Origin of the sequence: Providencia sp. PROV032 (assembly GCF_028484875.1) — a bacterium.
Taxonomy (GTDB): Bacteria; Pseudomonadota; Gammaproteobacteria; order Enterobacterales; family Enterobacteriaceae; genus Providencia; species Providencia rettgeri_E.
The window spans coordinates 43,439-57,765 of the sequence record NZ_JAMPSX010000017.1; the positions used below are offsets into that span (position 1 = coordinate 43,439).

Consider the following 14,327-nt stretch of genomic DNA (forward strand, 5'->3'; position numbering starts at 1 on the left):
GTGAATAGGAGCTATGGTTAATGACTTCCATAACTAGATTATTTATATGCTGACTTTTCGACAGTTTGGTAGCCAAGAAACCCGGATTAAAACACTCCATTTTTTAAGGGGTGTTGCTTCGTTGGTTTTAATCGCGAGTATTTCTATTGAAACATTCAATCATGACCCCTTTCTCAAGCGGTCAATTTACTTTGATATTCAATTTTAGTTCTGCATCTATTTTACATGTGATTTTTTTATCTTATATGATTTTACTCTTTTCAACGGTTTATTTTATTAGCTTAATTTTCTACATTTTCGAACGGGGTCTTAATGTTGATGTTAAAACGTATGGGGATGCCATTTAGTGGGCGGCAATGACGGTTTTTCCTATTTTTACGGTATATATCAGTCGACTAAGTCAGTCAGAAAAAGAATCATCAAGACAGGTAAGTAAACTATGATTTCCTCTCCAAAAGTTCCTTTTATGCAGTTACCTGCGATCGCATTTTTATTAGCTATTGCGTCAGGAATGCTCGATGGATATGCCTTCTTTACGACTAAATCATTCGCTACTTTTCAGTCAGGCAATATTATTATGTTAGGTTATGAGTTTGCTAAGCATGGCCTAACCGCAGTGATGCCTTATATTGTTTCCATTATTTCCTTTGGTGCGGGGGCAATGCTGTTGGCATGGATCCGCTACCGCTATAATACCGATGAAAAAACATGGACATTTACATTATTATCACTGGAAATCGTCCTTTTATTATTACTCATTGTTTATATTTTTTTCTTTAATGTTCACTCTAATGGGTTTCATGCTGTTTGGGCTCTTTCTTTTATTGCGGGAATGCAAGGTAATGCGTTTCATAAGATTAATGGCATGCTATATGGCAATATTGCGGTGACTTTGAATGTACAACTGGGCTTTAGTTCATTGGCAGAGTCTATTGCATTTAAAGGTCAAGAAAGAAAAAGTGCATTATATAAAAGTTATTGTTACTTTCTGACGCTATTGGGTTTTGCTGGCGGGGCTTTCATGATGGTGTTATTGGCTGATTATGTTAAGGAATATGCTTTATTTGCCACATTAATCCCACTATGTTTGATATTTTTCTTTGGCCACCAGTTTTCGAAAGAAAATAAAGGAGTGCCAATAGATTCTAACTAGTTTTTGAACAATGAGTGATAGGCGGGAAAATACCGCCTATCTCATAAAATGACAGTCATTATTTTGAAGTGAAAAAATTCAGTGCATTATTAAAACAGATATCTTGAACCATATTTCCTAGCATTTTTTCATCACTTGGTACTTCACCATTAACCGCCCAAGTTCCAATCATATTACATAGTATGCGACGGAAATATTCATGACGCGTATAGGATAGGAAGCTACGAGAATCGGTTAACATTCCAACAAATTGGCTTAATAAGCCTAATTGTGAAAGTTGCTCAAGTTGACGCACCATGCCGTCTTTTTGGTCATTAAACCACCAACCAGAACCAAACTGAACTTTCCCTGCTATGCCACCACCCTGGAAATTGCCAATCATAGTTGCTAGTACCTCATTATCACGAGGGTTTAAGCAATATAAAATGGTTCTTGGTAGCTCATTGCTCTTATCCATTTCATCTAACAAACGGGAAAGTGGGTAAGCTATAGGACTATCACCAATAGAATCGAAACCGCTATCAGCACCTAACAGTTTGAACATCCGGGTATTATTATTGCGTAATGCACCAATATGCAATTGCATAGTCCAGTTTCGCTTAGCATATTGCTTACCTAGCCAGACAATGACTGCAGTAGAGAATTGAGCAATAGATTGCTCATCCAGAGGTTGCCCACGAAGTCTATTTTGTAAAATAGTATCGAGCACACTTTCATCGGGGATCGGGGCGTAGCGTAGCACTTCAATTCCATGGTCAGAGGCCACACAGCCATGCTTATCAAAGTGGTTTAGGCGTGATCCTAAAGCTGACAATAAATCACTAAAACGATTAATTTCAATATCCGCTGATTGCCCTAATTTCGTCATGTAATCGACGAAACCATCAAGCTCAATTTTAAATGCTCTATCTGGACGCCAACTTGGACGGACTTCGATATTGAAAGTATCATCTTGTGCAATTTTTTGATGATATTCTAATGGATCTGTTGGGTCATCGGTTGTACCGACCATGTGTACGTTCATTTGCTGCATAATCCCACGAGCTGAAAATTCGGGGTGAGCCAATTTTTCGTTTGCTTCGTGCCAAATGGCTTCAGAGGTCTCAGGGGAAAAGAGCTTACCCGTAATACCAAAAGGGCGACGTAATTCTAGATGAGTCCAATGGTACAAAGGGTTACCTAGCGTCATAGGAACCGCTTTTGCCCAAGCTTGATATTTTTCGTAGTCACTCGTTTCACGGCCTGTAATAAGAGATTCAGGGATCCCAGCAGACCGCATTCCACGCCATTTATAATGGTCACCTTCTAGCCAGATTTGCCCAAGATTATCAAATTGGCGGTTTTCTGCTATTTCACGAGGGTTCAAATGGCAGTGATAATCATAGACTGGCATTGTTGCAGCATAGTCATGATAAAGACGGCGAGCCATTTCGTTATTGAGTAAAAAATCTTCACAAAGAAATGTTTTCATATCAGTATCCAATTTAAAGCTTAGCAACGGCTTGGCGCGCGCCGATATCAAGCAACTGTTGATAAGCTGATTTAATTGCAGCGACAAAGTGTGGATTTTGAGGTAACTCAGTACCAAAAATGGCATCAATGGCGAGTAAATCATCAACAACTGAAACAGTTAGCCCATGTTTCGCATAAATGGTGGCGTATGTATCAGCAAGCGGGTCACGGACATCAATTTTTTGGCCTTGTTCATCTACACCTGCGACATAACGCATCCAGCCGGCGATCCCCAACGCTAAATGACGATAATCAGATTGGTTTTCGATATGCCATGCGACAGGGTCTAATAAACGCTGTGGGAGTTTTTGGCTACCGTCCATCGCGATTTGCCATGTTTGGTGCTTCAATGATGGATTCGTAAAGCGCTCAATTAAATTATTGGCGTAGGCAGGTAAGTCAGTTTCTTCTGGCATAATCAGGGTCGAAGCTTGCTCATTTAACATTAATGCATGAGCGGCACGACAATAATCGGGGTTAGTCATGGTATCAGAGATATGTGCGTATCCACCTAAGTAGCCAAGATAGGCTAAGAAAGAGTGGCTACCATTTAACATTCTTAGTTTCATCAGTTCGAATGGAACAACATCTTCAACGAATTGTGCACCGGCACAATCCCATTCTGGCCGACCATTGACAAAGTTATCTTCAATGACCCATTGGCGGAAAGGTTCACAAGCAATAGCACAATCGTCCTTAACACCTAAAAGTTCTGCTATTTCAGACAAGGTTTCTTCTGTTGCTGCGGGAACAATGCGGTCAACCATAGTGCAAGGGAATGTGACGTTGTCTTCTATCCATTGGGCTAATTCAGCATCTTGTAATTTCGCTAATCCTAAAACCGCTTCTCGAGCGACATGGCCGTTCTCGCGAACATTATCACAAGAAAGTACGGTAAATGGCGGTAGTTTGCGTTCAGATCTTCGTTTTAGAGCCGCAGTGATATAGCCAATCGCTGAGGCGGGATTGTTTGGCGTTGATAAATCTTGTTGAATGAGTGGGTTATTTGTATCTAATTTCCCTGTTGCGGGGTCGGCACAATAACCTTTTTCAGTGACAGTAAGAGAAACAATGCTGACAGAAGGCGAAGCCATTTTTTCAAGAATGGCATCAACACCATCAATGAGCGGGTGCAGCGCTTCTTTCATTGAGCCAATAATTTTTAATTCGGTATGCGTTTCACCTTTTTCTGCCACGGTATAAAGCATGGATTGTTGCTTAAGATTTTCTATCAAAGCCGCATCATGTTTAGACATGAGATTGACTTCACAATAGCCCCAATCACTGTCTGTTTTTTCTAACACGTGGTGAGTATAGAGCGCTTGGTGAGCACGATGAAAAGCGCCACAACCTAGATGCACGATACGGGTGGTTAGGCGGTCTGTTGTCCAGTTTGGGCGATTAGCATTAATTGCCGCAGTAACGATATTTTTTTCCATGATGATTCCCTGTTGATTGGCGGCCAATATCATGTGACCGCCTGTCAGGTACAACGGTGAATGATTATTTTTTTGGATAGAATGCGCGATGGATCCCTAATTCTAGCCCTCTCAGTTCTGCGAGCCCCTTGAGGCGGCCTATCGCGGAGTAACCTGGGTTTGTTTTTTTCTTTAAGTCATCAAGCATTTGGTGTCCGTGGTCTGGACGCATAGGGATCAATTCACCTGAGCCACTTTGTAGTCGGCGATGCTCTTCTTCAGCAATAGCGCAAACCACATTATACATATCAACATCGCCCGCCAAATGCGCCGCTTCATGGAATGTATTTGGGTTATCTTCTCGTAATGTTGAACGCAAATGCAGAAAATAAATGCGTGAACCAAAGGTACGGATCATATTCACTAAATCGTTATCAGCTCTTACACCATAGGAGCCTGTACACATTGTGTAGCCGTTTGCATCACTATCAACGGTGTCTGCCATCCATTGCATATCCTCAATTGTTGAGACGATACGTGGCAAACCTAAAATTGGGCGAGGAGGATCATCGGGATGAACCGCCATTTTCATACCAATTTCTTCTGCAACTGGAATTATTTTCTTTAAGAAATAAGCAAAGTGTTCACGTAATTTATTTTTATCGATATTTGCGTAGCGTTTTAGGTGTTGGCGGAACTGCTCAAGGGTATACCCTTCTTCTGCACCAGGTAAGCCCGCGATGATATTACTAATGAGCTTTTGTTTCTCTTCATCGCTCATGGATTCAAAACGTTGTTTTGCCTGAACTTGTTCTTCAGCGGTGTAATCTTGCTCCGCATTTTCTCGCTGTAATAAGTAAATCTCAAATACAGCAAAAGCGATTTGATCAAAACGTAATGCCTTTGAGCCATCTGGAAGCTCATATTCTAAGTCAGTGCGTGTCCAATCAAGTATTGGCATAAAGTTATAACAAACTGTACGGATACCACAAGCTGCGAGGTTACGCATTGATTGTTGGTAGTTTGCTATCCATTTATCGCAGTCACCAGTATGTGTTTTGATATCTTCATGAATAGGAATACTTTCCACTACCGCCCACTCTAATTGGTTGGCCTCAATTAAGTCTTTGCGTTTTTGTATTTCGTCAACACTCCATACTTCACCGTTAGGTATATGATGAAGTGCCGTTACAATTCCTGTTGCGCCTGCCTGACGAATATCCGATAGAGAAACCGGATCAGCCGGCCCGTACCAACGCCAAGTTTGTTTCATACTTAACCTCGTTTATATTTCACAGATGCTTCTTAATCGGCTAATAAGCTTTTTTGCAAGTTTGTCGCGCCGTATTTTGGAACCGATAGTCAGTTCACTTATTTTATAAAAATTGTGCCACGATGTTGTTTTAAGATCTATAGAGGTCAACCAGTTTGGTTAACCAGATCACAAATACCCATTAAATTTGGGTGACCAATAACAAAGTAAGAGGCAGCTCACAAAATAAAGCCTTTGTTTTATGCAGAATCCGAACAATAAAATAGAAGAGTTATCAATTTAAAACTATTTTTACCACTGGTTGACCAATTTGGTTTTAACGGGGCTAACCATTTATTCATTCAGGATTACAAGAAAAATATAAAACGTAAAAGGCTGATTATGAAAAAGTTAAAACATTATCGATGGTACATGATTCTTCTGGTTTGCTTCATTACCATAATTAACTACTTAGATAGAACCGCACTCGGTGTTGCTGCTCCAACCATCATGGAAACTACAGGGATCACAAAGGAACAGTATTCATGGATTGTGAGTGCATTCCAGTTAGCCTATACAATTGGTCAACCAATAATGGTTTTTTTTATTGACACCATTGGCTTGAAATTAGGATTCTTTATTTGTGCATTAATCTGGGGTTTAGCCACTATGGGGCATGCATTAACAGGCTCATGGCAAGGTTTAGCCTTTATGAGAGGGATTATGGGGTTCAGTGAAGCCTCCGCAATTCCTGCCGGTGTGAAAACTGCATCAACTTGGTTTCCAGCGAAAGAGCGAGGCATCGCAACTGGTGTTTTCAATATGGGAACATCCTTTGGTGCCATGTTAGCGCCACCATTAATTGCTTGGGCTATCCTATTTCATAGCTGGGAATTTGCTTTCATCATTTCGGGTATATTGGCCATTATCGCTGCATTTATTTGGTTTTTCTTTTACAAAGACCCTAAAGATGCGAAAAGATTATCCGATGAAGAGCGTGCTTATATCGAAAATGGACAAGAAAAATATCTTCAGGTATCTAAGAAAGAAAAAACGTCTATTACAAATATTTTGAAACAACGTAATTTCTGGGGAATTGGGATTTCTCGTTTTCTTGCTGACCCGGCTTGGGGAACGATTAACTTCTGGGTACCTATTTTCTTTGTAGAAACACTAAATTTTAGCCTCAAAGAAATCGCAATGTTTGTTTGGCTGCCATTCCTAATGGCAGATTTAGGTTGCTTGGCAAGTGGTTTTGTTGCCAAGTTTTTAAATGACCGTGGAGTATCATTAATTAACTCGCGCCGTATTACTTTTACCATTGGTGCCATTTTGATGACGACCATTGGCTTAGTGAGTATTGTTGAGAATCCATATGTTGCTGTTTTACTTATTAGTATTGGTGGATTTTCTCACCAGCTATTATCAACAGTTGCAGCCACTCTCGGTGCGGATTTATTCAAAAAGAACGAAGTTGCAACAGCTGTTGGTATGGCAGGTGCATGTGCTTGGACTGGTCAGTTAATCTTTAATTTATTCATCGGTGCATTTGTTGGTATCATCGGTTTTGGTCCATTCTTTGTGGCTTTAGCTGTTTTTGATTTAATTGGTGCTGCAGTATTGTGGATCCTTATTAAAGAAAAAAAAGAACCGGAAGAAAATGGGCATAATCAAGATAACTCATTAGCAACATCGTAATTAGTGCTAGTTATTTGAAAAGGCGCGGAATTTATTGTTCTGCGCCTTTTTATTTGTTTTTTATTGCACTTGTGTAGTACAAAACTATTTTTGGTCGACCAATATCTGTTAAACTAAATATAATAAAAGTTAAGTTTTAATTGAATGGCCAATGTAATGACACAGTTTACTGAATATAAACGCCCCTATCAGGAAGTCGGCCATGCTTTACGCCAAATGATCTCTAATATGAGCTATGCGATTGGTGACAGGCTTCCACCGGAGCGGGAAATTGCTGAAATGCTAGATGTTTCACGTGCAGTCGTACGCGAAGCTTTGATTATGTTAGAAATTGAAAATCTTATTGAAGTTCGTAAGGGGTCTGGGGTTTATGTTATTGCACTGCCTCAGGACAAGGGAATTGGTGAGCAGGATAAACCTGACGGCCTTGCTCTTAATGCCGCAGGGCCATTTGAATTACTTCAAGCTCGTCAATTACTCGAAAGCAATATTGCAGAATTCGCAGCAACACAAGTTACCCCTGTAGATATTGCGAATATGCGTAAAGCGCTTAAAAGAGAACGAGATGAACTAAAAACAGGTGAAGATGAAATAGGAGATCGTGAGTTTCACCTTGCGATAGCGCAAGCAACGCATAATAGTATGTTAGTCGAGTTACTGAAACAATCATGGGAGTGGCGTGAAAACAACCCGATGTGGCAAAAGTTACACGCGCGCATCACAGATAAAGACTATCGAAAAGCATGGATGACGGATCACGAAGTCATTTTAGCGGCCATGATTAAAAAAGATCCTGCAGCGGCAAAAGAAGCTATGTGGCAGCATTTGGAGAATGTAAAGCAAAGGTTACTTGAGCTATCGGACGTTGACGACCCTAATTTTGATGGTTATTTATTCAATTCTTACCCTGTCGTTTTAGTACGTAATTAAAGACAAATTTAATTTGAATAGGTCGCTCTTAACTAACAATAGAGCGACTATGATATTGAGCGCCTTGCAGTCATAACCACTTCAAACCTCAACTTCACTATTTTTATCCTAGTGATAACAAATTATTTATATCAAATAAAACAATCATCATCCTGATTTACATTTACCTTGATCTACTACGGGTTAATGGAATGGATAATTCAGGGGCCAGAGTAGCCTCAAGGTGACTTTTGTTTTATCCTGAATGTTAGAGAACCGCTTTCGCGGATATAAATATGATGAGCAAAAACGCTTTCGAGAAAATAAATAGCCTTTTCTCGGGAATTGTCGTTATAAAAAAATAGAAAAGAGAGAACGCAATGGGTATTCGTATCGTTCCTAAAGAAGAGTTAGGACAAGAAAGATTGAAAGAAAAGGGAATTGGTTTTATTCCACCAGTTCTGTTTCCTAACTTAAAAAGCTTATATCAGCGCCGTGCTGAGCGACTAAAAGAACTTGGTGCGGGAGAACATCCTTTTGCAGATTATCTGAATTTTGCTGCTGAAGTGGCAACTGCCCAACATAATGCACAGCATGATAATCCATTAGAAGTGGATATGGTCTCTATCCTTGAACGCACAACTTCGCCATTGGATGCAAAAACATTTCCACGGACAACACATTGGCACAAATTATTAACGGCAATTATTGCTGAATTAATGCCAGTCGTGCCTGAGTCTGTGCGACCTGCATTAGAAAACCTGAATAAAGCCTCTGAAACAGAACTTGAAGGTATGGCAACGGCTTTGCTGAATGAAGAGTTTGAAAAAGTGCCTGCGGATAAATCGATGTTTATTTGGGCTGCGCTATCGGTGTACTGGGCGCAAATGGCCGCAAATATCCCAGGTAAAGCGCGTGCGGAACATGGTGACCATCGTCATTTCTGCCCTGTTTGTAATAGCATGCCAGTGTCGAGTATTGTGCAAATTGGCACCTCTCAAGGTTTACGCTATTTACACTGTAATTTATGTGAAACCGAATGGCATATGGTGCGCGTAAAATGCAGTAACTGTGAGCAAACCGGTAAATTAAATTATTGGTCATTAGATGATGAAAATGCAGCAGTTAAAGCGGAAAGCTGTGGTGATTGTGGTAGCTATCTGAAGATTCTTTATCAAGAAAAAGAAGCCAAAGTTGAAGCTGTTGCTGATGATTTAGCATCAATTATTTTAGATGCTCGCATGGAAGAAGAAGGCTTTGCGCGTAGTAGTATTAACCCGTTCTTGTTCCCTGGTGAAAAATAAGCGGTAAAAGAGAATTGTGACTATGGCTGAATCAGACTTGGCTTTATATCGTCAACTTCCTGCTATTGACAAATTATTGCAGCTCGATGAAGTTCAGATATTGGTTGAACAATCAGGGGCTCATTGGGTCACGGCATGTTTACGTGAGATGCAGGAGCAAGCTCGAGCCTGTATTGCACAGGCAGGGAAATTACCTGCTTGGCAGGACGATTGGGTCAAAGAGTTAGTTCAACGCCATCAAGCTTTAGGGCAAAGTGCGCTAAAAAACGTATTTAATTTGACTGGTACAGTGCTACATACCAATTTAGGCCGTGCGGTAATGTCGACCACCGCAGTGAATGCGGTTAGCCAGGTGATGAGTTCGCCTGTCACATTAGAGTATTCTCTAGATGGCGCGATGCGTGGGCATCGTGACCGTGCGATTGCTGATTTGCTGTGTGAACTCACTGGCGCAGAAGATGCGTGCATTGTTAATAATAATGCAGCAGCCGTTTTATTATTATTAGCAACAGTTGCAAATGGTCGGCAAGTAATTGTTTCTCGGGGTGAATTGGTTGAGATTGGTGGAGCTTTCCGAGTGCCTGATGTGATGGCGCAGGCTGGCTGCCAATTAGTTGAAGTGGGAACCACGAATCGGACTCACTTACGTGATTATGAGAATGCGATTAATGATCAAACTGCATTATTAATGAAAGTGCATACCAGTAATTACAGCATTGAAGGATTTACGGCTGAAGTTGAAGGTGAAGAGCTCGCAGAGTTAGGTAGAAAGTACCAATTACCGACAGCAATTGATTTAGGTAGCGGCTCGATGATTGATATGACAGCTTATGGGCTACCCGCAGAACCGATGCCACAAAGCTACCTTTCTCAAGGCATTGATTTAGTTTCAATTTCTGGAGATAAGCTTCTCGGTGGTCCACAAGCAGGGATCATTTTAGGGAAGAAAAAATGGATTGATGCAATTCAGAAGCATCCATTAAAACGAGCTTTGCGGGTTGATAAAATGGTTTTAGCTGCGCTAGAAGCAACACTAAAACTGTATCTAACTCCTGAGAAACTCACAACAGATTTACCCACATTGCGTTGGTTGACCCGAGACCCTGAGACGATCCGTGATAGCGCAGAAAGCATAGTTGTTGCTCTACAAGCCTTTTACGGGGACAAATTTATTGTTGAAGTGGAGCCTTGTCTCTCACAAATAGGGAGCGGTTCACTTCCCATCGACCGGCTTCCTAGTTTTGCGGTAACCTTTACACCGCTAAATGGAAAAGGTGGCACATTAGAGCAACTCGCTACACAGTGGCGTCAGTTACCTCAACCTGTGATTGGGCGTATGAAAGAAGGTAAATTGTGGCTTGACTTGCGCTGTCTTGATGATGAACATGCATTATTACAGGCTTTACTTTCATGATTTTTGCGACAGCTGGCCATGTTGACCATGGTAAAACTTCTTTAATTCAAGCTATTACTGGCGTTAATACCGCGCACCTTCCCGAGGAAAAAAAGCGCGGCATGACCATTGACCTAGGGTATGCCTACTGGCCACAGCCAGATGGGAGTTCTATTGGTTTTATCGACGTTCCTGGACACGAAAAGTTTTTAGCCAATATGTTGGCTGGGATTGGCGGCATAAACCATGCTCTTTTGGTTGTCGCTTGTGATGATGGGGTAATGGCGCAGACCCTTGAACACCTTTCGATTTTAAGACTAGCAGGCTGTGAAAATGTCAGTGTCGTATTGACGAAGGCTGACCGAGTCGATCACTCACGAATTGAACAAGTTACAGAGCAAGTCACCTCCGAGCTGTCTCAGCAAGGTTGGCCTGACGCAAAATTATTTATTACGTCTACTGAAGATGGCCGTGGCATTAATGCGCTGCGGTTATATCTGCAACAACTTCATCAGCAAAGTGGTTCACATCCTAATACCCAACGTCGTTTTCGTTTAGCCATTGACCGCGTCTTTTTGGTAAAAGGCGCAGGGATAGTGGTGACTGGCACCGCATTAGCAGGAAAAATTCACGTTGGCGAGTCACTTTGGGTGACTGGCGCAGATAAGCAAGTTCGTGTCAGAGGCATTCATCGGCAAAACCAACCATCTGAATTCGCTGTTGCGGGTGATCGCGTGGCCTTAAACTTGGCGGGCGATATTGATAAAGAAAATATTACCCGAGGTGATTGGTTACTTGCGGAGCAACCTGCATTCATAGCAACACGGGTTATTGTCGAATTGGAATGCGATGCCTTAATTAAGCACTGGCAGCCTGTGCATCTTTATCATGGTGCGAGCCATATCACTGGGCGAGTGTCGTTATTAGTGGAGCAAGGGGAAACCCCCGTGCTTGCTGAGTTAATTTTAGATACCCCATTATGGTTAGTAGAGAATGACCGCTTAATCATTCGTGATATTAGCGCTCGCCAAACGTTAGGCGGTGCTCGAGTGATACGTTTGGTTTCTCCACGCCGAGGCAAAAGGCTCCCAGAGTTCTTGGATTGGTTATCTAAGCTTTGCCGAGAACAAGATGAGCTGGCTCACTTTAAGTTACAACTTCCTCAAGGTGAACTTAATTTACGTGATTACAGTTGGGCACGGCAACTCACCCATGACGCGTTAGATAATTTGCTATCACAATCAGATGTAGAACGTGTTGGAAACCATGTTTTATCCGTATTTAAAGCTCAAATAGCAAAAGATCGCATTGTTCAAACCCTTGAGAAATTTAATGAGACACACAGTGACCAAATCGGTGTGGGTAAAGCTCGTTTAAAACGTATGGCTCTACCTTCCATGAGTGAGGCGTTAACATTTAAATTCATTAATGACCTCATTGATGAAAATGTTATTAAGCAAACTCGAGGTTGGTTACATATGCCCCAACATGGGCTGGTATTTGATGCGCAACAGCAGTTAATTTGGCAGCAAATACATCCTTTATTTTCGCGTAACGAGGCGTGGTGGGTCCGTGATTTAGCATTAGAAAGTGGTTATGAAGAAGATACGATGCGCCGCGTTCTAAAAAAGGCTGCGCAAATGGGATTAATTACAGCGATAGTTCGTGACCGCTATTATAGCCATGAGCAAATTAACTATTTTGCTTCATTGATTCATCGCTATTGCTTGGAAAATGAGGCCATTTTTGCAGCTGATTTCCGTAACGAATTAGGCATTGGCCGTAAGCTTGCTATTCAAATTCTTGAGTTTTTTGATAAAAGCGGTTTTACTCGTCGTAAAGGCGATGGTCACTATTTACGAGACAAAGGCATTTTCGTTGAATAAATTGAGTGTTTGGATCCGTTATAGTAGTGCCTCATAGCAACCTCCAATATTAAATTTGTGGTAAAACTGATGAAGAAAAAGTTATTTGCAGGCTTTTATCTGGCATTGATCTTTATTGGCTCCCTTTTCTTGGTTTTTGAAAAAGGTAGCGTAATTTATCCTGTGCTCATATCGGTCAGTGTATATGCCGTTTTATTCGGTATTTTAATGGTGCTAACAGCCCGCTGGTTATTTTCTGTGGTGATTACCAGTACATTATTTATCATCATTAAATTCTTGAATCAGTTAAAAGTTCATTATTACAAAGAACAGCTCTTCTTTAGTGATATCAATATCATGACGGACACTTCCAATATGGGAACCTTAGGCCATTATTGGTTAGCGGGTGTCGCCTTGGTTGGGCTGCTTATATTATTAGTCATCAATGGGGTGATTAGCTGGCGGTTGCTCAAGCCAAGTAAATCAAAAATGACTCGCGTTATTGGTGCTGTTCTTATTGTTGCAGGTTACTTCGGTATTAACTTAACAAGCTCACATTATTATGACAGGTGGTCTCAGACGTTGCCAAAAGGCCGTGGGACCGTGACTAATATTATTATGTCAGCACAGAATGCGAGTTACCAATCCCCTGAATTTGCAGGTTCAGCCGATTACTTTGTGGAGAAAGCAGCGGCAGTTTCCTTAGACAATAATGTGGGATCAGAAAAACCAGATATCGTTTTATTATTGCAAGAATCTACCGTTGACCCACATATTTATAATTTGCCGGAAGGAACCAAGCTTCCTGATTTATTTATGTTCCAGCGAGATAGTGGCGTTAGTGCGCATAGTCAGATGCGGGTGCAAACTTTTGGTGGTGGGACTTGGTTATCTGAATTCTCAGCGCTAACCGGTTTAAATAGCGATGATTTCGGTGCACAAAAAAGTGGCGTATTTTACTTTATCGTTGACCATCTTAAAAATAGCTTATTCAAAGAAATGAAGGCTAATGGTTATTATACTGTGGTACTTACTCCCTTTAATAAAGGTGCTTACCACTCCGGTCATGCTTATGAAACGCTTGGGGTTGATAGAATTATTCAACCACAAGAACTTGGTTACCCAGGAAAACTGCAAGATAATTTATGGACGATCAGCACAGATGACATGCTGAAATACGTAAAAGAAATCTTAGCTAAAGAAACAGATAAACCCGTATTTATTTTCTCTCTTACAATGTATGAACATGGCCCTTACAAAGAGAATCACAGTGATGACTATGGCATAAAAGATAAAATTAAAAACCCAGATGCAGCAGGCGAATTTAGCCATTATATGGACAAAATCGTAACTTCAGATGCATCAATACGTGATTTCGCCGAATTTATTGAAAAACGTGAGCGCCCGTTGATGTTTTTATATTTTGGAGACCATCAACCAGGTATTAGCTTAAATCAGTATAATTCTTCATTTTCATCACCCGCTTACCTAACACAATTTACTTTGCGGGATAATTTGAAATCAGGGACTACGATAAAAACAGGGCAGTTAACGGATATTTCCTTCTTAGGCGGAATTTTGTTAGAAAGGGCAAATTTAAAAATTTCCCCGTTTTATGAGGCCAACATCAAAATGCGTCACTTATGTGATGGCAAGCTAAATGATTGTGAGGACCAAAAGCTACTTGATAGCTACCGTAACTATGTTTATGGCACTTTAGACGCAGCCAATGCGAATAAAGGCGATGTTCAATAGGTTGTTATTATCAGCCGTAAATATTTATGATATTTACGGCTGATACCCTCTTTTTTGCTATTCCCCGA

Annotated in this window: 10 protein-coding genes; 7 read left to right on the top strand and 3 right to left on the bottom strand. The window is 41.0% G+C overall.

Going from position 1 to position 14,327, the window contains the following annotated elements:
• Positions 1 to 439 precede the first annotated feature (439 nt).
• The gene (locus tag PSF42_RS12765) at positions 440 to 1,153 is read left to right on the top strand and encodes a YoaK family protein (RefSeq protein WP_125893757.1); all 714 of its coding nucleotides are present in this window, start codon (positions 440 to 442) and stop codon (positions 1,151 to 1,153) included.
• A gap of 58 nt (positions 1,154 to 1,211) precedes the next feature.
• Here the strand turns inward: PSF42_RS12765 and uxaC are convergent, their stop codons facing one another.
• The 3 genes from uxaC to uxuA form a co-directional block, all read right to left on the bottom strand.
• A complete protein-coding gene (gene uxaC / locus PSF42_RS12770) occupies positions 1,212 to 2,624 on the bottom strand; it encodes a glucuronate isomerase (protein WP_272680133.1) in 1,413 nt (470 codons plus the stop codon).
• Positions 2,625 to 2,637: 13 nt separating this feature from the next.
• Positions 2,638 to 4,104 carry a fructuronate reductase gene (locus tag PSF42_RS12775; protein ID WP_272680134.1) on the bottom strand — a complete coding sequence of 489 codons (1,467 nt, stop codon included), beginning with the start codon at positions 4,102 to 4,104 and terminating at the stop codon, positions 2,638 to 2,640.
• Positions 4,105 to 4,168: 64 nt separating this feature from the next.
• Entirely contained in the window at positions 4,169 to 5,356 is a 1,188-nt protein-coding gene (gene uxuA, locus PSF42_RS12780; RefSeq protein WP_125893752.1) for a mannonate dehydratase, read from the bottom strand.
• 381 nt (positions 5,357 to 5,737) lie between these two features.
• Between uxuA and PSF42_RS12785 the strand changes: the two genes are divergently transcribed.
• From PSF42_RS12785 to PSF42_RS12810, 6 genes are all read left to right on the top strand, one after another.
• Positions 5,738 to 7,033, top strand: a complete 1,296-nt coding sequence (locus tag PSF42_RS12785) for an MFS transporter (RefSeq protein ID WP_272680135.1) — start codon at positions 5,738 to 5,740, stop codon at positions 7,031 to 7,033.
• A 156-nt stretch (positions 7,034 to 7,189) separates the two neighbouring features.
• On the top strand, positions 7,190 to 7,963 hold the full coding sequence (locus PSF42_RS12790; RefSeq protein WP_413776255.1) for an FCD domain-containing protein: 774 nt from the start codon (positions 7,190 to 7,192) through the stop codon (positions 7,961 to 7,963).
• Positions 7,964 to 8,322: 359 nt separating this feature from the next.
• The gene (gene fdhE / locus PSF42_RS12795; RefSeq protein ID WP_272680136.1) at positions 8,323 to 9,246 is read left to right on the top strand and encodes a formate dehydrogenase accessory protein FdhE; all 924 of its coding nucleotides are present in this window, start codon (positions 8,323 to 8,325) and stop codon (positions 9,244 to 9,246) included.
• A gap of 22 nt (positions 9,247 to 9,268) precedes the next feature.
• Positions 9,269 to 10,660, top strand: coding sequence for an L-seryl-tRNA(Sec) selenium transferase (gene selA, locus PSF42_RS12800; protein WP_125893744.1), 1,392 nt, complete (start codon positions 9,269 to 9,271; stop codon positions 10,658 to 10,660).
• Positions 10,657 to 12,525 (top strand): selenocysteine-specific translation elongation factor, encoded by a 1,869-nt coding sequence (selB, locus tag PSF42_RS12805; protein ID WP_272680137.1) that lies wholly within the window; start codon positions 10,657 to 10,659, stop codon positions 12,523 to 12,525. Before selA ends, selB begins: the two co-directional genes overlap by 4 nt.
• A 69-nt stretch (positions 12,526 to 12,594) precedes the next feature.
• Complete coding sequence (locus PSF42_RS12810) at positions 12,595 to 14,259, top strand: LTA synthase family protein (RefSeq protein WP_125893740.1); 1,665 nt, start codon at positions 12,595 to 12,597, stop codon at positions 14,257 to 14,259.
• Positions 14,260 to 14,327: the final 68 nt, after the last annotated feature.